Source organism: Streptomyces sp. NBC_01515 (assembly GCF_045040345.1).
Lineage (GTDB): Bacteria > Actinomycetota > Actinomycetes > Streptomycetales > Streptomycetaceae > Streptomyces.
In genome coordinates, this window is the sequence record NZ_CP109416.1 from 10,125,766 (window position 1) to 10,145,117 (window position 19,352).

At 71.0% G+C, this 19,352-nt stretch carries 15 protein-coding genes; 7 read left to right on the top strand and 8 right to left on the bottom strand.

All coding sequences use genetic code 11. The annotated features are described in order from the left end of the window. Positions 1-305: 305 nt before the first annotated feature. Positions 306-743 (top strand): protease inhibitor, encoded by a 438-nt coding sequence (locus OG407_RS44780; RefSeq protein WP_328675780.1) that lies wholly within the window; start codon positions 306-308, stop codon positions 741-743. Between the two features lie 135 nt (positions 744-878). Here OG407_RS44780 and OG407_RS44785 read toward each other — a convergent pair whose 3' ends face one another. Then, entirely contained in the window at positions 879-1,259 is a 381-nt protein-coding gene (locus OG407_RS44785) for an STAS domain-containing protein (protein ID WP_405866511.1), read from the bottom strand. A 220-nt stretch (positions 1,260-1,479) separates the two neighbouring features. Beyond that, positions 1,480-2,979, bottom strand: coding sequence for an MFS transporter (locus OG407_RS44790; RefSeq protein ID WP_405866513.1), 1,500 nt, complete (start codon positions 2,977-2,979; stop codon positions 1,480-1,482). Positions 2,980-3,103: 124 nt separating this feature from the next. On the opposite strand from OG407_RS44790, the gene OG407_RS44795 reads away from it, so the two are divergent. Next, positions 3,104-3,949: an alpha/beta fold hydrolase gene (locus tag OG407_RS44795; RefSeq protein ID WP_405866515.1), complete on the top strand. Its 846-nt coding sequence runs from the start codon at positions 3,104-3,106 to the stop codon at positions 3,947-3,949. Here the strand turns inward: OG407_RS44795 and OG407_RS44800 are convergent. Next, positions 3,943-4,608 carry a TetR/AcrR family transcriptional regulator gene (locus tag OG407_RS44800; protein WP_405866517.1) on the bottom strand — a complete coding sequence of 222 codons (666 nt, stop codon included), beginning with the start codon at positions 4,606-4,608 and terminating at the stop codon, positions 3,943-3,945. The two genes, OG407_RS44795 and OG407_RS44800, sit on opposite strands and share 7 nt — an antisense overlap. Before the next feature lie 66 nt (positions 4,609-4,674). Between OG407_RS44800 and OG407_RS44805 the strand changes: the two genes are divergently transcribed. The 3 genes from OG407_RS44805 to OG407_RS44815 all read left to right on the top strand — a co-directional run bounded on the left by OG407_RS44805 (position 4,675) and on the right by OG407_RS44815 (position 6,087). Continuing rightward, a complete protein-coding gene (locus tag OG407_RS44805; protein WP_405866519.1) occupies positions 4,675-5,112 on the top strand; it encodes a VOC family protein in 438 nt (145 codons plus the stop codon). Between the two features lie 72 nt (positions 5,113-5,184). Further along, positions 5,185-5,553 carry an ArsR/SmtB family transcription factor gene (locus OG407_RS44810; RefSeq protein WP_405866521.1) on the top strand — a complete coding sequence of 123 codons (369 nt, stop codon included), beginning with the start codon at positions 5,185-5,187 and terminating at the stop codon, positions 5,551-5,553. A 6-nt stretch (positions 5,554-5,559) separates the two neighbouring features. Next, positions 5,560-6,087: an SRPBCC family protein gene (locus OG407_RS44815; RefSeq protein ID WP_405866523.1), complete on the top strand. Its 528-nt coding sequence runs from the start codon at positions 5,560-5,562 to the stop codon at positions 6,085-6,087. 25 nt (positions 6,088-6,112) lie between these two features. Here OG407_RS44815 and OG407_RS44820 read toward each other — a convergent pair whose 3' ends face one another. The 4 genes from OG407_RS44820 to OG407_RS44835 form a co-directional block, all read right to left on the bottom strand. Continuing rightward, positions 6,113-8,929 carry an NHLP bacteriocin export ABC transporter permease/ATPase subunit gene (locus OG407_RS44820; RefSeq protein WP_405866525.1) on the bottom strand — a complete coding sequence of 939 codons (2,817 nt, stop codon included), beginning with the start codon at positions 8,927-8,929 and terminating at the stop codon, positions 6,113-6,115. A 1-nt stretch (position 8,930) separates the two neighbouring features. Then, positions 8,931-11,153 carry an NHLP family bacteriocin export ABC transporter peptidase/permease/ATPase subunit gene (locus OG407_RS44825; RefSeq protein WP_405866527.1) on the bottom strand — a complete coding sequence of 741 codons (2,223 nt, stop codon included), beginning with the start codon at positions 11,151-11,153 and terminating at the stop codon, positions 8,931-8,933. Next, positions 11,150-11,956: an HlyD family efflux transporter periplasmic adaptor subunit gene (locus OG407_RS44830; RefSeq protein ID WP_405866529.1), complete on the bottom strand. Its 807-nt coding sequence runs from the start codon at positions 11,954-11,956 to the stop codon at positions 11,150-11,152. The genes OG407_RS44825 and OG407_RS44830 overlap by 4 nt, the downstream gene beginning before the upstream one ends. A gap of 94 nt (positions 11,957-12,050) precedes the next feature. Then, complete coding sequence (locus OG407_RS44835) at positions 12,051-12,266, bottom strand: type A2 lantipeptide (RefSeq protein WP_327399332.1); 216 nt, start codon at positions 12,264-12,266, stop codon at positions 12,051-12,053. A 781-nt stretch (positions 12,267-13,047) separates the two neighbouring features. Here OG407_RS44835 and OG407_RS44840 point away from each other — a divergent pair. Then, positions 13,048-14,451: a S1 family peptidase gene (locus OG407_RS44840; protein WP_405866531.1), complete on the top strand. Its 1,404-nt coding sequence runs from the start codon at positions 13,048-13,050 to the stop codon at positions 14,449-14,451. Positions 14,452-14,522: 71 nt separating this feature from the next. On the opposite strand, the gene OG407_RS44845 is transcribed toward OG407_RS44840, so the two are convergent. Next, positions 14,523-16,670 (bottom strand): SpoIIE family protein phosphatase, encoded by a 2,148-nt coding sequence (locus tag OG407_RS44845; RefSeq protein WP_405868922.1) that lies wholly within the window; start codon positions 16,668-16,670, stop codon positions 14,523-14,525. Positions 16,671-16,839: 169 nt separating this feature from the next. On the opposite strand from OG407_RS44845, the gene OG407_RS44850 reads away from it, so the two are divergent. Continuing rightward, positions 16,840-19,284 carry a SpoIIE family protein phosphatase gene (locus OG407_RS44850; RefSeq protein WP_405866533.1) on the top strand — a complete coding sequence of 815 codons (2,445 nt, stop codon included), beginning with the start codon at positions 16,840-16,842 and terminating at the stop codon, positions 19,282-19,284. Positions 19,285-19,352 lie beyond the last annotated feature (68 nt).

Here is a 19,352-nt window from a genome sequence, read left to right on the forward strand (position 1 = left end):
AGCGGAATGTTTCGGGACTGTTTCAGGACGATTGGCGAGCACGGGTAAACCGGCCATCCGACCCGCTCCGACGATCAAGAACCCCATGGTTGCGGGGTTCGCACGTTCGAATTCTGTGACTTCGCGCCACTGATTCAACACGCAAGGTTACTGAAACCTGTGGGTGGGATGTGAGTTTCCGCGACGGACTCGGCAGAGTGGCGCCCGCCGGTCCGGCACCGACCGAGCGGGACCGGCACCACTTCGAACCGATCCGTTCGCGATCGGTTCGTGATCGATCTGTATCGAGCGGAAGGATGCACACAATGCGGAACACCGCGCGCTGGGCAGCGACCCTGGGTCTGACGGCCACCGCCGTCTGCGGACCCCTGACCGGGTCCGCCCTCGCCGCCCACGGAGCCGGCCCGGCCGCGCTCTACGCCCCCTCGGCCCTGGTGCTCACCATGGGCCACGGCGACGACGCCGCCCTCGCCACACCGGAACGCGCGGTGACCCTCACCTGCGCGCCCACCTCCTCCGGCACCCACCCGGCCGCCGCCGAGGCCTGCGCCGAACTGCGCGGCGTCGGGGGCGACTTCGACGCCCTCACGGCCCGGGACGACGTGCTCTGCAACAAGCTCTACCGCCCCGTCGTCGTCACCATCGACGGTGTCTGGCAGGGCAGGCGCGTCTCCTACGAGCGCGTCTTCTCCAACGAGTGCGTGAAGGACTCCTACGGACACGGAGGCGTCTTCACGTTCTGAGAGACCGGGACCGTGTGGTCTCCGTGAGCAACAGGGAGGGTCCGTAGCTGGGGAGTGCGTACCCCTGTCACGGAGTACCGCGGTCCCGCACCAGGGGCCGGCCGGGCGGTGTGGGGCCGCCCGAGCCGGCCCCTGTCATCGTTCCGGCCGCTCGTCCTGCGCGGGCAGCACGCGCAGCGGCGGAAAACGGCCGAGCAGCCCCGAGGCACGCAACAGCCGGTCGATGCGCGGCCCGTCGGAGACGATCTGCAGCCGCCCGCCCCGTTCCCTGGCCCGTCGTTCGGCCCGGCACAGCACGCGCAGCCCCGAGCAGTCGAAGAACTCGACGGGCCGCAGATCCACCAGCACGTCGGGCTCCTCGACCCCCGTCGCGGCGTCCAGATGTTCCACGACGAAGTCGGCCGTCGCCATGTCGATCTCGCCCGAGACCTCGACCACCGTAAAGCTGCCCCTGGACCGCGTACGGGCACAGGAGTTGGCCGCGGGACTGTCGCGTTCGTCCGCTTCCGCTGTCATGGCCGCTCCACCTCGGCACGGGGCGCATTCGGTCTCGGTAGTTACCCCGGAGGAGGCCCGAGCATCCCCGACACGCCGTCCGCAAGATCTGGTTCACTCGACATGGTGAACTTCTGTCAGAAAGGTTGACTTTCTGTCAATAGGGCAGTGAAGAGGGGCCGCCGTCTCCCTGTGGACGGCGGCCCCTCGGTCTGTGCGGCTCAGGCTCGGGCGGAGCCGGTCACATGTGGACGACCGGTGCGGCGTCCGCCTCCTGCTCCGGAACCCCGCGGCGGTAGAGCGCCAGCGCGATCAGCGTGCCCGCGGCGAAGAAGCCCGCCGACCACCAGAACGCGGTGGTGTAGCTCTCGATCGTCGCCTGCGCCTGGACCAGCTTGCTGGACGCGTCCTTCCCGGCCAGGTAGTCCGTCGCGGCGCTCGCGGCCAGGGTGTTCAGCAGCGCCGTACCGATCGAACCGCCCACCTGCTGCATGGCGTTGACCGTCGCCGAGGCGACACCCGCGTCCTCCGCGGCCACACCGCCCGTGGCGAGCTGCATCGCCGGTGGCATCACCATGCCGAGACCCGCGCCGATCACGATCAGCTGCGGCAGGACATGGGTCGCGTACGACGAGCTGGTCCCGATGTCGGTCAGCCAGGCCATGCCGACCATGGCGATGGCGAAGCCCAGCGGAATGATCACCTTCGGGCCGAGCCGCGGCACGAGCATCGTCGTGCCGATCTGCGCCATGACCATCAGCGCGCCGATCATCGGCAGGAACGCGACACCGGTCTTGGTGGGGCTGAAGCCGAGGTTCAGCTGGAGGTAGTAGGTGAGGAAGAGGAACACGCCGAACATGCCCGCACCGGTGATCAGCACAGCGAGGAACGAGGCGCCCCGGTTGCGGTCGAGCAGGATGCGCAGCGGCAGCAGCGGGTGCGCGGCGCGGTTCTGCCACCAGGCGAAGGCCGCGAGCAGCACGACGCCCACGATCAGGAAGCCCCAGGTCTGCGGTGAACTCCAGTCGTGCGTCTCGGCGTTGGAGAAACCGTAGACGAGGGAGAAGAGACCGCCGGCGACCAGGACCGTGCCCGGCACGTCCAGCTTGGAGCCCGCGGCGTCGCGGTGGTTGCTGAGCAGGACCCAGCCGCCCGCGAAGGCGACGAAGGCGATGACGACGTTCACGTAGAGCGTCCAGCGCCAGTCGAAGGCGTCGGTCAGTACACCGCCGAGCAGCAGACCCACCGCGCCGCCGGCGCCGGCGATGGCGCCGTAGACGCTGAAGGCCCGGGCGCGCTCACGGGCGTCGGTGAAGGTCGTGTTGAGCAGGGACAGAGCGGCCGGGGCGAGCAGTGCGCCCGCGACGCCCTGGAGGGCGCGTGCGGTGACCAGCATCTCGAAGCTGGTGGCGGCGCCGCCGAGCGCGGAGGCGGCGGCGAATCCGACGACACCGGCGAGGAAGGCGGTCTTGCGGCCGAACAGGTCGGCGATGCGGCCGCCGAGCAGCAGCAGGGAGGCGAACGCGAGGGCGTACGCGGTGACGATCCACTGCCGGTTGCCGTCGGAGAAGCCGAGGTCCTTCTGGGCCGACGGCAGGGCGATGTTCACGATGGTGGCGTCGAGGACCACCATCAACTGTGCGACGGCGACGATCGCGAGGATCCACCACCGCTTGGAGGACGCGGACTGCGCCTCCCCGGCACCCGACCGGGTGTCTTCGGTCAATGTCTTCTGGGACATCGGGAACCACTCCAGGGAAGTCGTTCGGGGTTTACCTAAATGTAAACGAAACGGTTTCGTACACATCGGAGAGTAGACCACTTTCTGCGAAACGGCAACGTTTCGCAGAGGGCGGGGAGCAGGCGTGCGCAGTGGCGTGTTCGAGGTCGATGGGGCCGGGCTGTACTACGAGGTGCGTGGCAGCGGCCCGGCGCTGTTGATGATCAGCGGGGCCGGGGGAGACGCCGGCTACTACTCCGGCATCGCCGAGACCCTTTCCGACGCATTCATGGTGATCTCGTACGACCGGCGCGGCAACTCGCGGAGTTCCGGCAGGTCGCAGACGCCGATGGAACTCGACGTGCAGGCCGCCGACGCCCGCGCGCTTGTCGACGGACTGGCCGGCGGTCGGGCCCTGGTCTTCGGCAACAGCGGCGGCGCGATCATCGGCCTCACGCTGGCCGCGCTGCACCCGGAGGTGATGGCGGGCCTCGTCGCCCATGAACCGCCCGCCGTGAACGTCCTGCCCGACGGCGACCCCGGCCGCGACTTCTTCGCCGACCTGGCCGCACTGTACGAGCGGGGCGGTGCATCCGCGGCGGGCCGCCGGTTCGCGGAGACGATCCGCGGCGAGGGAACGTACCGCTGGCCCGCCGACCTCTGGAAGCGGTTCCTCGGAAACCAGGACCACCTCTTCGGCACGGAGTGGCCCGGCTTCACCGCCTTCCGGCTCGACGAGACAGCGCTCAAGTCGGCCCCGTTTCCTGTCGTGTTGGGGGCGGGTGCGGAGGATCGCGGTACCTACTACGCCCTGCCGTCGATCGAGATCGCCCGCCGGATCGGCGTGCCGTGGGTCGAATTCCCCGGCATCCACATGGAGTTCCTGCGCAACCCGGCCCAATTCGCGGCTGCCGTACGGGTGTTGGCGACCGGGATGCACAGCCGCACCGGCGATGTCCCGCACCTCTGGCAGGGCGGCACCGCTCAGTGAGAACCGAGCAGCTCCGCGACCAGCACCCGCCGCAGCCAAGTCCGGTAGGCCTCCCGCGTCCAACCCCGGTGCCTGCGCAGGAGTTGATGCATGTGCGGTGAGGCGAGGGCGTAGAGCGTGTCGGCGGCGGTGCGCGCGTCGAGGCCCGGGCGGAGGGCTCCGCGCTCCTCAAGTGCCGTGGCCAGGGCCAGATGTACGCCGTAGGTCGCCTCGGCACCGGCGTCCGCCGACGCGCGCATGTCCGGGTCGGCGCCGGCCGCCTCGACGGTCACCATGATCAGGTCACCGGCCCGTTCCAGCAGGTCGGTCATCTGGTCGACGGCACGCCCGATCGCCCGCTCGGGATCGGGCTCGTCCCGGATCGCCCGGGTCTCGGGGCGCTCCGGTACGGCGACCGGCTCCTCGTCGCCGGCGAGCGTGACGCCCAGGGTGTGCCCGAACAGCGCGGCCTTGGTGGGGAACGCGTCGTACAGCGTGCGCTCGCCGACACCGGCCAGCGCCGCCACCTCCTTCATCCGCGTGCCCGTGTATCCGTTCTCTGTGAAGAGGCGGGCGGCTGCTTCCCGGATGCGGGTGCGGGTCGTCGCGGCCGCCTCGGCGCGCTTGGCCGAGCGGTAGGGCCTCTTCTGGTCGCTCTTCTGGTTGACGGGTTCGGGCATGGGGAGGAGTCTAGAGATAATCGGCGCAGTCGTACTGCGGTGAAATGAGCGAGGAGCGTGAGAGCCGTGCCGGAGCTCGCCGGAATCCACCACGTGAAGATGCCCGTCACCGACCTCGACCGCTCGCGGGACTGGTACGGCCGCGTCCTCGGCTTCAAGGTCACGCATGAGTTCCCGGACGCGGACGGAGTCGTGCGCGGGGTGGCGGGGGAGGTCCCGGGGCTCGGCGACTCGATGCTCTGCCTGCGTGTCAACTCCCAGGCGGCGCAAGGCTGTCAGGGCTTCGACCCGGTCAGTTTCGCGGTCCGGGACAAGGCTGACGTGGAGGCGTGGGCCGCCCATCTCGACACCCTCGGCGTCCCGCACTCGCCGGTGATCGAGGCGTCGATCGGCTGGCTGCTGGTCTTCAACGACCCGGACGGCCTCGACCTCCATCTGTACAGCTGGGCGGCGCACGGGGTGGATCACGGGGATATCGCGGGGTACGGCCGCCCGGTCGCCTGAGGCTCTGCGCGTTCCGGGTTCCGGGTGCTCTATTCCTTGACGGGAATATAACCAGCGAGGCATATTGAGGCCATGTCCGACGCCTCGCTCTGGACCGCCCTCGCCGATCCCCACCGGCGGGCCATCGTCGGCCTGCTCCTGGAGCGGCCCCGGCCCGTCGGCGAGATCGTGGAGGCCTGCGGTCTGAGCCAGCCCAGCACGTCGAAGCATCTACGGGTGCTGCGGGACGCGGGCCTGGTCCGGGTACGGCAGGACGCGCAGCGCCGTGTCTACGCCCTCGACCCGGCCCCGATCGCCGAACTCGACGCCTGGCTCGCCCCCTACCGCGCGCTGTGGAACCGCGGCCTGGACAGGCTGGGACAGCGCCTCGACGAGACGTCGGACGACACCGAGACCAACGACACCACCGACGTCATCAAGGAACCCACCCCGAAGGACTGATCCGCCATGTCCGTCGACCTCACCGGCACGTATCTGACCCTGGACGACGGCCGCCCCGCCGTCCGTTTCAGCCGCACCTACGACCAACCCCTCGACCGCGTCTGGCAGTTCGTGACCGACCCCGACGAACTCGCCCAATGGTTCCCCTCGCGCGCCGAGTTCGACCTGCGTCCCGGCGGGACGGTCACCTTCGGCGGCGACCCCAACATGCCCGACTCGACCGGCCGGGTCATCGCCGTCGACGCACCCCGGCACCTGTCCTTCGAATGGGGCGGCGACGAACTGCACTTCGACCTGGAGGAGATCGAGGAGAAGCGCACCCGCTTCACGCTCACCAACGTTCTGAACGCCGAGAACACCGCGTCCCGCAACGGTGCCGGCTGGGAGGTCTGCCTGGGCGCGCTCGACGCGAAGGCTCGCGGTGAGAGTGTCGAGGGACCGCACACCGGTGCCGGTGCGCCCTGGAAGGCGTTCTACGACGGCTACTTGGCGGCCGGGGTGCCCTCCGGCGCGGTCGTGCCGGGTCTGGACTGACCCGTGCCCGGCCTGGTGAGACCCGTCACGCCATCTGTCGCCGTACCAGCTCGTGCAACCGTCCGCCCGTGTCCGCCAACAGCTGCGCGGGCGGCCCCTGTTGGGCCACCTTGCCGTCCTCCATGACGATCACGCGGTCCGCGTCGAGCACGGTCGACAGGCGGTGCGCTATGACGATCCGGGTCGCGTTGAGGGCCTTCGTGCTCTCGATCACCGTCCGCTGGGTCTCGTTGTCCAGCGCGCTGGTCGCCTCGTCGAAGAAGAGGATGCGCGGGCGGCGGATCAACGCCTGCGCGATCATGAGGCGTTGGCGCTGGCCGCCCGACACCGCGCCGCTGCCGGAGACGATCGTGTGCAGGCCCATCGGCATGCGCTTGATGTCCTCGGCGAGCCCCGCCATCTCGGCCGCCGCCATCGCCTCCTCCGGCGTGAACGGCTCGGTGCCGCAGATGACGTCCAGGATGGAACCGGTGAACGGCTGCGCGTGCTGGAGCACCACCCCGCACTGCCGCCGCACCGCCGACTGGTCGAGGGCGCCCAGGTCCTGGCCGTCGTAGAGGACGCTGCCGGAGACCGGTCTGTCGAAGCCGATGAGGAGGCGGAGCAGGGTGGACTTGCCGCAGCCGCTGGGGCCGACGATCGCCACGAACTCGCCGGCGCCGACGTCGAAGGACACGTCGTCGAGGACGAGGGGGCCGTCGTCGGCGTAGCGGAAGGAGACCCGGCGGGCCTCGATGGCGCCGGAGAGCCGGCCGGGGCGGGTGCTCGCGGTGCGGACCTCGGGGGCCGCGTCCAGGACCGGCCTGATCTCCTCGAAGAGGGGGAGGGCGGACACGGCGGAGACGAAGGCGCCGGTGAGGCTGGTGACGGAGGTCAGCAGCATCGTCACCGAGGTGTTGAAGCTGAGGAAGGAGGCCGCCGACATGGAGCCGCGTGCCGGGCCCGCGAGGATCATGAACATCAGCAGGGTGCAGACCGGCAGGTACACCGCGCCCATCACGGTGGTGAGGTTCTTGATGCGGCCGACCCTCTGCTGGAGTTCGCGGCTGCGGGCGAACTCGGAGGCCCAGGCGGCGTAGGCGTAGTTCTCGGCCGCCGCGACGCGGAGTTTCGGCAGGCCGCGCAGGGTCTGGAACGCCTGGTTGTTCAGCTTGTTGTTGAGGACGACGAGCTTGCGCTGCCAGCGCACCTGCCACAGGCCGAGGCTCAGGAACACGGCCGCGATCACGACGAGCATGCCGATCGCCGCGAGCGCCATCGATGGGTTGTACCAGAACAGCAGGCCCAGGTTCATCGCGCCGACCGTCACCGACTGGGCGACGACGGGCCCAACTCCCGCCAGGAGACGGCGGATCGAGCTGATGCCCATCGCCGCACTCGCCAGCTCGCCCGTCGAGCGTTCGGTGAAGAACTTCGTCGGCAGCCTCAACAGCCGGTCCCAGACGGCCGGTTGGAGGGTCGCCTCGATGCGGCCTTCCAGACGGAGGATCGTGAGGTTCTCCAGCAGCATGAAGGCCGCCGCGACCACGCTGGTGATCATCACGGCCAGACAGACCTGGACGATCAGGTTCGTCTGGGCCTTCGGCACGAACTCGCCGAGCACCTTGCCCGTCGCGATCGGCACCAACGCGCCGATGGCGACCGTCACCAGCCCGCTGATCAGCAGGTTGGTCAGGTCGCCGGCGGTGCCCCGCATGCTGAAGCGCAGCAGCCCGAACGGGTTGAGCCGCCGCTCGGGCAGCGGACGGTAGAACATCACCGCGCGCGGCTCGAACTCCTCCGCGTTCGCCTTCTCGATCGGTGTCTCGCGCCCGGTCGCCGGGTGTACGGCGACGTAGCCGCCACGCCGCCACAGCAGTGCGACCGGCGCCCCCGACAACGCCCGATGGCCCACCAGCGGGCCGACGTTGTCACGCCACCAGCGCCCGTCGAGCCGTACGGCGCGCACCCGGACCCGGGAGGCGAGGGCGATGCGCTCGACCGGGTCGAGGCGGTCGCTCTCGCTGCCGCTCTGCGCGGGTTCGGCGAGGGCGATGCCGGCCGCCTCGGCGGCCAACTTGCAGGCAGCGTACGACGCGTCGGCATCCGCGGCCGTCGTACGCCGGGCCGAGGACTTGCCGATCGACGCCAGCAGCGTCCGGTCGGCCTGTGCGCGCACCGCCTCACCGGCCTTGATACCGGCGGCGGTTCGGGTCTCGTGGGTGCGCTCCAACTGCTCGATCCACTTGTCGAGCGTGGACAGCAGCCGGTACTGCTGGTCGACCATGCCCTGCCAGACACCCGGGTCCATCAGCAGATCGGCGGCGGCCTCCGCGCCGTACATCGAGCCGTACTGCACGCTGCCCGGCGGGACCTGCATCCAGAAGACGTCGTCGTCGGTGGGCGCTGCGGCCCGTTCGGTGGCCATCGGGGCCTGGAAGAGGATGGAGAGGCCGCGGCCGACACCGAGGGCGAGGGCGTGTTCGAGCGGGCTCGAAGTCGGGGGCACGTACTGGGGGTTGCCGTACTCGTCGTACGACCAGGTCTGGGTGTCCGCGGGCTGGTACAGCTCGCGCAGGTTGACGCGGCGCACCACGCAGTCGCGCAACGGGCGGGCCACCAGCGTGTGTTGGGGACCGGTGACCGGGCCGAGCAGCAGCGAGCCCGCCTCCAGGCGGCCGAGGTGGTGCCAGTGCCCCTGCTGTGCGGCGTCCACCGCGAACAGGTCGATGGCGCCCGACGCGACCAGCCACAGCACCTGCGGGCCTTCGAGGTCGAGGCGGTTGAACCCGGCACAGTCGATCGGCGTGCCCAGGCTTCCCAGCGCGCCGAGGACCAGGTCGCCCTCGTGAACGGACGTCATCTCACCGCTCCTTGACCAGCGTGGCGTACGCGCCGCCGGCCGCCACCAGGGCGTCGTGCCGCCCGCGTTCCACGATCGTCCCGTGTTCGAGGACGACGATCTCGTCGCTGTCGCGCACGGTGCTGAGCCGATGGGCGATCACCACGCACGCGCAGCCGCGCTTACGCAGGTTGTCCATCACGACCAGCTCGGTCTCCGCGTCCAGGGCGCTCGTCACCTCGTCGAGGACGAGGATGCTGGGACGGCGCACCAACGCCCTTGCGATCTCCAGGCGTTGACGCTGACCGCCGGAGAAGTTGCGGCCGTCCTGCTCGACCCGGCTGTGGATGCCGCCGGGCCGCCGCACGACCACGTCGTACAGGGCCGCGTCCCGCAGCGCGTCCTCCACTGCCTCGTCCGGGATCGACGGGTCCCACAGCGCCACGTTGTCGCGGACCGAGCCCTCGAAGAGGAACACGTCCTGGTCGACGAAGGACACGGAGGCGGCGAGTGCGCCGCGCGGGATGTCCTCCAGCCGGTGGTTGTCGATGCGGATCACGCCCTCCCAGGGCGTGTACAGGCCCGAAATCAGCCTGGACACCGTCGACTTGCCGCTGCCGGAACCGCCGACCAGCGCCACCTGCTGACCCGGGCCGACCGTCAGGTCGAAGCCGGTGAGCAGCGGCTTGTCGAGCGGGCTGTAGCCGAAGGTGATGTTCTCCAGCTCGACGTGCCCTTGCAGCCGGCGGGTCGAATCGGCGCCGCCCGCACGGGAGTAGAGGGGATCGGCCTGGAAGTTCTCGACGTCCTTGAGGCGGGCCACGTCCGCCGCGAAGTCCTGGATGCGGCCCGCGACGCCGTTGAGCCGGGTGATCGGCGCGGTGAAGCGGGTGACGAGCGCCTGGAAGGCGACCAACAGGCCGACGGAGATGTGCCCTTCGACGGCCCGCATGCCGCCGATCCAGAGGATCAGCGCGCTGTTGAGCGAGGCGAGCGTCGGCGCGACCACACCCAGCCAGGCGCTCGGCACACCGAGCCGCTGCTGTTCCTCCAGGGTGGTGGCGTGCTGTCCGGCCCACTTGCGGAAGTAGCCGTCCTCACCGCCGGTCGCCTTCATCGTCTCGATCAACTGGAGCCCGGTGTATGCCGTGTTGGTGAGCCGGGCGCTGTCGGCGCGCAGCTTCGCGGTACGGGTCGCGCGCAGCCGGATGACGACCCGCATCGCCACCACGTTCAGGAGGGCGACACCTATGCCCAGGTAGGTGAGTTGGGGGTCGTACGTATAGAGGAGGAACGCGTAGAGCACCACGACCACCGCGTCCACGCCCGCCGCCGACAGGTCGCGGGCCAGGGTCTCGGCGACCGCGTCGTTCGACTGGAGGCGCTGCACCAGGTCGGCCGGGCTGCGCTGGGAGAAGAACGTCACCGGCAGCCGCAGCAGATGGCGCAGGAAGCGGGCGCTGGAGAGCGTGGAGGAGATGATGCGGCCGTGCAGGAGGTTCGCCTGTTGCAGCCAGGTCAGTGCCAGCGTGAGCAGGACGCAGGTGCCCATCGACGCGAACAGGACGCCCAGCAGGGACGTCTGACCGCCTATCAGGAACATGTCGATGTAGGTCCGGCTGAGCGCCGGCATCGCCGCGCCGACCAGCACGAGCAGCAGGCTCGCGAGAACGGCGGCGGGCATCGTGCCCGCGGTGCCGCGCAACCGGGCCGGCATCGCGCCGAGCACCCCCGGCTTGCGGCCGCCCTTCTCGAAACCGTCGCCCGGCTCCATGACGAGGACGACACCGGTGAAACTGGCGTCGAAGTCCTCCATGGGCACGAACCGGCGGCCCTTGCCGGGGTCGTTGATGTACACCCCGCGGCGGCCGAAGCGGCGCCCCATGCCGTCGTAGACGACGTAGTGGTTGAACTCCCAGAACAGGACGGCGGGGGACCGCACTTCGGCGAGGGCGGCCGTGTCCATCTGCATGCCCTTGGCCGTGAGGCCGTAACTGCGGGCCGCCTTCAGCAAGTTGCTGGCGCGCGAGCCGTCGCGGGAGACGCCGCAGGCGATGCGCAGTTCCTCCAGCGGGATGTGGCGGCCGTAGAAGCCGAGCACCATCGCGAGGGAGGCGGCGCCGCACTCGACGGCCTCCATCTGGAGGACGGTGGGTGAACGGACCGTCTTCGCACGGCCCTTGGGGACCGGGCGTTTCGGCGGGGCGTTGCGGCGCCGCGAACGGGTGTCCTGTGCGGGGCTCATGGCAGCAGCCAATCGAGAGGGCGCTGATCGGCCAGCCGGATCGAGGCCGAGGCCGTGGTCATGGAGGTGAGGGCGAAGGGGGGTCCGTCCTGGGACGACCACTTGTAACCGCTCTTCGTCCGCGCCGACTTGTCGAGCTTCACCAGCACGGCCACCGGCCGGCCCTTCTTGGTGAACTGCTCGCCGAGCTGGCTGTCCCCGAGGAACGCGGAGATCTGCTGCGCCGACTCGGCGGACCGGTCCACCGCCTTCACCCGGCCGCGCAGCACGCCGTACGTCTGCGTCGGAGCCGACGAGACGGTCAGGTCGACGGCGGCGTTCGCGGGGATGGAGGCCGCGTTCTCGGCGGGCACGTACACGGTCGCGTACAACGGGTCGGTGGCGTGCGCGACCTTCTCCACGGCGGCGACGTTCGCGCCGGTCTGGATGATCTGGCCGATGGTGGCGGCGAGCGCGGTGATCCGGCCCGCGGCGACCGTGCGCACGACGGAGTCGCCGTCGCTCGAACGGACCTTGAGGACGGGCGAGTTGGCGGGGAGCCGTTCGCCTTCCTCCGCGAGGACGGCGGTCACCTGACCTGCCACCGGGCTCTGCAGGATGTAACTGCCCTCCCCGTGCGTGAGGATGGCGGACGCGTTGACGGTCGACGCCACCGAACCGGTCACCGCCCACACGGACGCGGCGGCCACCACGAGCACCGTCACGGAGAGCACGAGCCAGCCCTGCGGACGCGCGAAGCGCACCGGAAGATCGAGCTCTTCGGGCGACTGGAGCTTGGCGAGGGCCTGTTGGCGGAACTGCACGGGACTTCCCTCACCTGTGGGAGAGATCTTTTACGGCAACCCGAGAGTCCCGGAGCCGGGAAACGGCTCCGGGACTCGGTGGAACAAGGTGCGGTCAGAGACCGGCGACCAGGCCCGTGACCGGGGCCACGTTCAGGCCGGTGGTGCCCTCGACCGTGCCGATGACCGAGTCGACCAGGCCGGAGACCGGGACAACGCCGTCAACCAGGTTGGTGACGGTGCCAAGGGCGTTCACGGACAGACCACCGGAGACGTTGTCGAGCTCGGCGTCGGAGATCTCGACGGTCTGGACCTGGGGGGTGGAGTTCATGGGGGAACTTCCCTTCATATGGATATTCACAAGGGGGGAGCGGCCCCCTCTGGGGACAGACGACGGCCGCGACCGCAGGCGCCGGGCGCCGTTTCCGGAGCCCTGTTGGCTCCTGCGGTGCGATGGATCAAAGCACGCGGCGGGTGGACGCAGCCAATCAAACTCCTGTCCCACCAGGGCACTTGAGCCCCAGGAGCCGCGAACCGTGCAGGCGTGGGCACGAGGTGTCGGCGACTTCTTCACACGCTGCACGGCATCGCTCCTCGGGAGGGCTTGCGGCACCGAAGCGGAATCGGGCACTCCCCACCAAAGGCGTTGCGGGGGGCGTGTGCATGTGCAGATCCGTGGAGGCCGGTGACTTCGTTGGGTACGCGCTGTGCAGATTCCCTGAAGTGAGGATTCTGCCCGCCGTTCTCGACTGACCGTTGCCGACCGGTCGCCGTCCGTGTCGGTTCGGGAGCGGACCGGCGGCGGACCGGGAGTGTGTGAACTGCCCACGCGCACAGGCAGGTTTGGGCGGCACCGATTCGATCAAGACATCCGCCCGCTCGCCGCGCGCCGGACGGACAGCGGCCGATATGCCGTGGGCACTGGCCCGCAGCCGTTTCGTACCCCAGCCGGGTCAGGGCTTGCACATGGCCGATTCGTGCTTTCACAAAGGAAGTTGAGAAACGGAATTGAACGGCCCACGTGACACGTGCGTATCAACGGGCATCCAGGCGCCCCCCCATAAGCCGTCGCCCCGGCGGCACAGACCCCGGTCCCCAGGAGGTCGAGCAGTTTGAGTCACAAGCGAATTCCGAAGCGCAAGGCCGTTATAGCCGTCGGAGGTGTCGCCGCTCTCGGAGCGGCGGCGATCCTGCTGCCGAACGCCAACGCGTCCCAGGACAACTCGGCAGGCGCCGCCACCCCCAAGACCCTCAAGGCGACGGGCGCCTCCGACCTCTCCTCGCAGATCGCCGGACTGCTGGGTGACGCCTTCGCCGGGTCCTACTACGACAGCGCCACCCAGCAGCTCGTCGTCAACGTGATCTCGGGCGACAACAACAACGTGGTCGTGCAGGCGGAGAAGGCCGGCGCCAAGGTGCGCGAGGTGCAGAACAGCACCGCCGAACTCACCGCCGCCGCAAAGGTGTTGAAGACCAAGGCAACCGTCCCCGGCACCGCCTGGTCGGTCGACCCGAAGACCAACAAGATCCAGGTCCTCGCGGACAGCACCGTCACGGGCACCAAGTGGGACACCGTGCTGTCGACGGTCAAGAGCCTCGGCACCAGCATGGCCACCGTCAAGAAGACCGCGGGCTCCTTCAAGACGCTGGTCTCGGGCGGCGACGCCATCTTCGCCCAGACCGACCAGGGCGGCGTGCGCTGCTCCCTCGGCTTCAACGTCACCGCGAGCGACGGCACCCCCGCCTTCCTGACCGCCGGACACTGCGGCGTCGCGGCGAAGCAGTGGTCCGACTCGCAGGACGGCCAGCCGATCGCCACCGTCGACCAGGCCACGTTCCCCGGCAACGACTTCTCCCTCGTGAAGTACGACGACCCGGCGACGCAGACCACGAGCGACGTCAACGTGGGCAACGGCCAGACCGTCCAGATCACCCAGGCCGAGGACGCCACGGTCGGCACCCAGGTCTTCCGGATGGGCTCCACCACCGGCCTGCACGACGGCACGGTCACCGGCCTCGACGCGACGGTCAACTTCCAGAGCGAGACCGACCCCAACGGTGTCGACACCGTCAACGGCCTCATCCAGACGGACGTCTGCGCCGAGGCGGGTGACAGCGGCGGCTCGCTCTTCACCCAGGACGGCGGCGCGGTCGGCCTCACCTCCGGCGGCAGCGGCGACTGCACCGCCGGCGGCGAGACCTTCTTCCAGCCGGTCACCGCCGCGCTGACGGCGACCGGTGCCACCCTCGGCGACGCGGGCGCGGGTGCCGGCGCGGGCGACGACACCGCCACGGCGGACCCGTCGGCCACCGCCGCCGACCCGTCCGCGACCGATGGCACGGGCGACCAGTCCGGCGCCGTGGACCCGAACGCGACCGACGGCACCGGTGACCAGTCCGGCGCTGTCGACCCGTCGGCCACCGACGGCACCGGCACCGGCGAGGACCAGAACGGCACCGGCCAGGACACCGGCAACGGGGCCGACGACGGCTCCTCGCTCACCTCGAACCACTGATCCGACCCCTTCCATCAGGTCGGCGGTGGATCGGTCCGGCCCTCCGGCGGGAGGGCCGGACCGCCCTGCGTTCACGTCAGTTGATCCGGTCCCGGCTCCCGGGCCCGCAGCAGAAGCAGCGCCACGTCGTCGATCCGCTCCTGTGCGGCGGCACTGTGCCGCACCAGTTCGTCGGCGATCTCCTCCAGCGGCAAGTCCCCGGCCGCTGCGAGGCGTTGGCCCAGTTCGGCCAGGGCGTCCTCGATGTCGACGCCGGGCGACTCGATGAGCCCGTCGGTGTAGAGGGCGAGGACGGAACCGGGCGCGAGATCGACCTCGGTCGTCGGATAGACGGCGTCGGCGTCGATGCCCAGCAGCGGACCGCCCGCCAGGTCCAGTACTCGCACCCGTCCGTCGGGGCGGCGCAGCAACGGCGGCGGATGCCCGGCCCGCGCCATCACGGCCGTACCGCGCGCGGGATCGAGCCGTAGATACAGACAGCTCGCGAAGAGTTCGGAACCGAGGTCGATCAGCAGCCGGTTGGTGCTGCGCATGACCGACTCCGGGGCCTGGCCGACCGTTGTGTACGCGCGGACGGCGGTCCGGATCTGGCCCATCAGGCCGGCCGCGGTCACGTTGTGCCCCTGTACGTCACCGATCACGGCGGCGAGTCCCTCGGAGGTCACGAGGTCGTAGAAGTCGCCGCCGATCTCCATGCCCTGAGTGGCCGGCAGATAGCGGGCGGCGGCCTCGATGCCCGGCAGCGGCGGCAACGAGTGCGGGAGCAGCGCCTCCTGCAACCCGTGCGCCAGCTGGTTCTTCGCGTCGTAGAGCAGCGCCCGCTCCAGCGCCTGCGCGATCAGGCCGCCCAGACTCGTCAGCACGGCCCGCTCGTCCGCGGGGAAGACATGCGGCTCGCCGTAGGCCAGCACACAGGTGCCGACCGGGCGTCCGGACGCGATCAGCGGGAGATACGCCCAGGCCGCGAACCCGTCCGGTGTGGCGTGCCGGCTCGGATACAGCCGTTCCAGCTCCTGCCGGGAGTCGAAGAACGCGGGCACACCGCTGTTCAGCGCGACCGTCCCCGGCGTCGACCCGTTCAGCGCCATCCCGTCGAAGCGCTCCACGACATGCGGGTCCGCGTAGCCGCGGTGCCCCAGCACATGCAGCCGCCCGCCCTGCGAACCCAGGACCACCAGCGCCTGACTGCCCACCGCCGGGGCGACCTCGTCCGCGATCAGCTGCACCACGTCCTCCACCCCGACCGCCTCGGTGAGCGCCCCGGCCAGGCTCAGCACCTGCGAGATGGTCACAAGGCGCGACGGCCCTTCACCCGGCTCCGGTGCCGCCCGGCTCAGCTCCGTCACCGCCCGCGCCCGGCTGATCCGTACGCTCAGCCCGGTCGTGTTCGGATACAGCCGGAACGACAGCCAGTCGCCCGGCGGCCGCAGCGCCACGAACGACGTGACCTGCTGACTGAGCAGCGCGGCACGGTAACGGTCCTCGTACACCGGGTCGTTGAGCCACGGCACCGCCGCCCACAACTGGGTGCCGAGCAGAGCGCTCACCGACATGCCGAGCAGCTCCCCGGCCGCCGCGTTCGCGAAGCCGACCCGCCCGTGCAGATCCAGCGAGCAGAGCCCGTACGGCAGCCGGGCCACCATCCGCGCCGCCTCGACCGTGCCCAGCGTCCCGGCCACGCTCGACGCGGGCCCGGTGGCGAGCAGATCGGGCTCCGCGCGCACCGGGTGCCGATCCTCCGCGGCACGCTCCAGCCGCAGCGCGAGCCGGTCGCAGGCGGTGGTCAGCTGGTCGCGGTCCCGCTCGGAGAGCACCGGCGGATGCGAACCGGGCCAGGTCACGAAGACCGAGCCGTAGACCCTGGACGCCGTGGCCACGGGCACGGCCGCCAGCGCGAAGGGGTACGGCAGCACGACCGCGATGCGCGGATAGCGGCGGGCCATGTCCTCCTCGCCGCCGACCCAGATCAGCCGCCGCTCGCGCACCGCCTCGGCGACCGGGATCGGCGCGCTCAGCCCGACCCGCTCCCAGGGCGCCGCGAAGGCGCGCGGCAGCCCGGCCATCACCGCCATCTCCAGCACCGGCTCGTCGGGCGTCAGCAGATACACCGCACCCGAGTGCGCGTGGACGCCGTCCATCATCGCCGCCAGCGCGAGAGCCAGCATCGGCCGCCCGACCGGCGCCTGCCGGGACGCCTGCCCGTCGGACACGCCGACCACCTCCTCGTACGGCCGCGCGGTCCTGGTCCCAGTGATCAGGCTCCACCCTGGGGGCCCGGCGCGCACGGCGAGCGACGGCCCCGGCGGAGTGGCGGCCATCCGGCCCCTCATCTCCACGGAACGGTCACAGGGGCTGCGCAGTCGGCGCATAAGCGCTGTAATTGCGGACGTGGTCAGTGAGGGCACTGAGGGACGCGGAACGCGAACGTTGCGTGCCGAACTTGCCCTCAAGACGCTCACCGTCGATCTCGATCCCCGCGAACGGCTGCGCCGCGTCCTCGAACAGGCCCTCGTCTTCGCCGGTGCGAGCTTCGCCGGGGTGTACACACCCGGTGACGACGCCGATCTGCTCTGCCTGGTCGAGTCGGTCGGGGTGCCGCGGACGCTGTACGGGCTGCGGGACGGCTACCCGGCGGCCGGGGGATCACCGGTCGCCGAGGTGCGGCGGGGCGGGCACGCGGTGTGGCTCGGCCCCGAGGAACTGGCCGCCGGCTTCGACGCGCGACGGCTGCCGTCGGGGGAGTTCCATCTCGCGGCGCTGCCCGTGCGCGGCGACCGGGGCGGCGGCTGTCTGCTCGCGGTCGGGGAACGCCCGGACGGCTTCGGCACCGAGGACCGGGAGTGCCTCGCGCTGATCGCCGAGGCGGTCGCGATCCCGGTACCGGCCGAGTCGGTGGCGGGCGAGGACGTGGCCGCGGGCGCGTTCGACCTGGCCATGGACACCGGGCGGGTCGAGGTCGGCGGCGACGTCCTGGAGCTGTTCGGGCTCGGGCCCGGCGACTTCGACGGCAAGGTCGAGACTCTGCTCGGGATGACCGTGCCGGAGGACCTGCCCTCGCTGATGTCCGTCGTCGAGGCCGACCACATGGCCATCGGCGACCGTGAACTCGAGTTCCGGGTCCTGCAGCCCTCGGGAACCCCGAAGTGGCTGCGGCTGCGCGGGCGGCTCCTGCCCGGCGGCGACGGCCGCCCCGCCCGACTCGTCGGCACCGTCGGCGCCGCCTCCCAGCTGCGCTCCGGCGTCAACGACGTGGCCCGCGTCCAGCGCCTCGCCGCCGCCCTCGCCATGGCCGGCACGGTCCGTGACGTCAGCCAGGCCGTGGTCGCCGCCCTGCGCAAACCGCTGCGCGCCGACCGGATCGCGCTCGCCGAACTGGAGGGCGACCGGCTCGTCGTCACCGTCCTCGACCCGCCCGAACCGGAGGCCTGGCCCGAGCTGTGGCGCCTGGAGTGGCGCAGCGAATGGCCCGACGCACCCGTGCGCACGATGCCCACCCTCGCCGCCGCCCTGCGCGAGGGCCGCGCCGCGATCTGGCCCGCGGGCACCGACCTGGAACCCGCCCTCGCCGAGGTCGGCCCGGGCGGCCTCGCCGTCCTGCCGCTGTCCGCCGGCGGGCGGGTCTCCGGTGCCTGCCTCATCGGCTGGGACGACCCGCACGTCTTCGGGCCCGACGAACGCGCCCTGCTCACCGCCTCCGCCGGCCTCGCGGGACAGGCCCTGATGCGCGCCCACGCCTTCGACGCCGAGCACGAACTCGTCGGCATGCTCCAGCGCCAGCTGCTGCCGCGCCGCCTGCCCGACCTGCCCGGCGCGATCGCCGTCGCCCGCTATCTGCCGACCACCGCCGGACTTGAGGTCGGCGGCGACTGGTACGACGTGATCCCGCTGCCCGACAACCACGTCGCCCTCGTCATCGGCGACGTCCAGGGCCACAACGCGGGCGCCGCCACCCTCATGGCCCAGATGCGCACCGCGCTGCGCGCGTACGCCGTCGAGGGACACCCGCCCGACGTCGTCGTCTCGCACGCCAACCGCCTCCTCATCGACCTGGAGACCGACCTCTTCGCCACCTGCTGCTACGTCGACGTCGACCTGGAGGAAGGTTCCGCCTGGTACGTGCGGGCCGGCCACCTCCCGCCCGTCCTGCGCCACCCGGACGGCAGCACCGAGATCCCCTACGCGGACGGCGGACCACCGCTCGGCGTGGTGACCCAGGCCGACTTCCCCATGAGCCCGCTGCGGCTCCAGCCCGGCACCGTCGTCGCCCTCACCACCGACGGCCTCGTGGAGTCCAAGGAGGCCGACATCGACGAGGGCCTCGACCGGCTCGCCCACGGCCTCGCCGTCTCCGACCCCGCCCACCTCGGCCTCGTCGCCGACGCGCTGCTCGGCAACGCCCGCCGCGAGGACGACGTAGCCCTCCTCCTCATGCGCTACGACGGCCTCGCCACCCGCCCCCGCCGGGAGAACTGGACGGTGTGGCGCGTCCCCGAGGCGGCCCGGCACGCCCGCCGCTTCACCAAGCGGACCCTGCGCACCTGGGGTGTCACCGAGGAGACCGACACCATCCTGCTCGTGGTCTCCGAGCTGGTCACCAACGCCCTGGTGCACACCGACGGGCCGGTCCGCCTCGACCTCACCCTCGTCAACCGGCGGTTCCGCGTCGCCGTCGCCGACTCCTCGCCGCGTACCCCGGTCAAGCCGACCAGCATCGGCTGGGAGGCCACCGGAGGGCGCGGCATCCTCCTCGTCGAGGCCATGTCGGCGGCCTGGGGCACGGTGCCGGTGAGCGGGGGCAAACAGGTGTGGGCCGAGATCGCACTCGACCGGTAGACCGCCGCACGGGTGCCTGTCCGGACGTAGAGCGGCAGGTCGGGACGGTTGCGCGGGTCCGCCGTGAT

Coding starts and splice junctions, on each gene's coding strand:
- OG407_RS44780 (WP_328675780.1), top strand. CDS start 306: ATGCGGAACACCGCGCGCTGGGCAGCGACCCTGGGTCTGACGGCCACC.
- OG407_RS44785 (WP_405866511.1), bottom strand. CDS start 1,259: ATGACAGCGGAAGCGGACGAACGCGACAGTCCCGCGGCCAACTCCTGT.
- OG407_RS44790 (WP_405866513.1), bottom strand. CDS start 2,979: ATGTCCCAGAAGACATTGACCGAAGACACCCGGTCGGGTGCCGGGGAG.
- OG407_RS44800 (WP_405866517.1), bottom strand. CDS start 4,608: ATGCCCGAACCCGTCAACCAGAAGAGCGACCAGAAGAGGCCCTACCGC.
- OG407_RS44810 (WP_405866521.1), top strand. CDS start 5,185: ATGTCCGACGCCTCGCTCTGGACCGCCCTCGCCGATCCCCACCGGCGG.
- OG407_RS44815 (WP_405866523.1), top strand. CDS start 5,560: ATGTCCGTCGACCTCACCGGCACGTATCTGACCCTGGACGACGGCCGC.
- OG407_RS44820 (WP_405866525.1), bottom strand. CDS start 8,929: ATGACGTCCGTTCACGAGGGCGACCTGGTCCTCGGCGCGCTGGGAAGC.
- OG407_RS44825 (WP_405866527.1), bottom strand. CDS start 11,153: ATGAGCCCCGCACAGGACACCCGTTCGCGGCGCCGCAACGCCCCGCCG.
- OG407_RS44835 (WP_327399332.1), bottom strand. CDS start 12,266: ATGAACTCCACCCCCCAGGTCCAGACCGTCGAGATCTCCGACGCCGAG.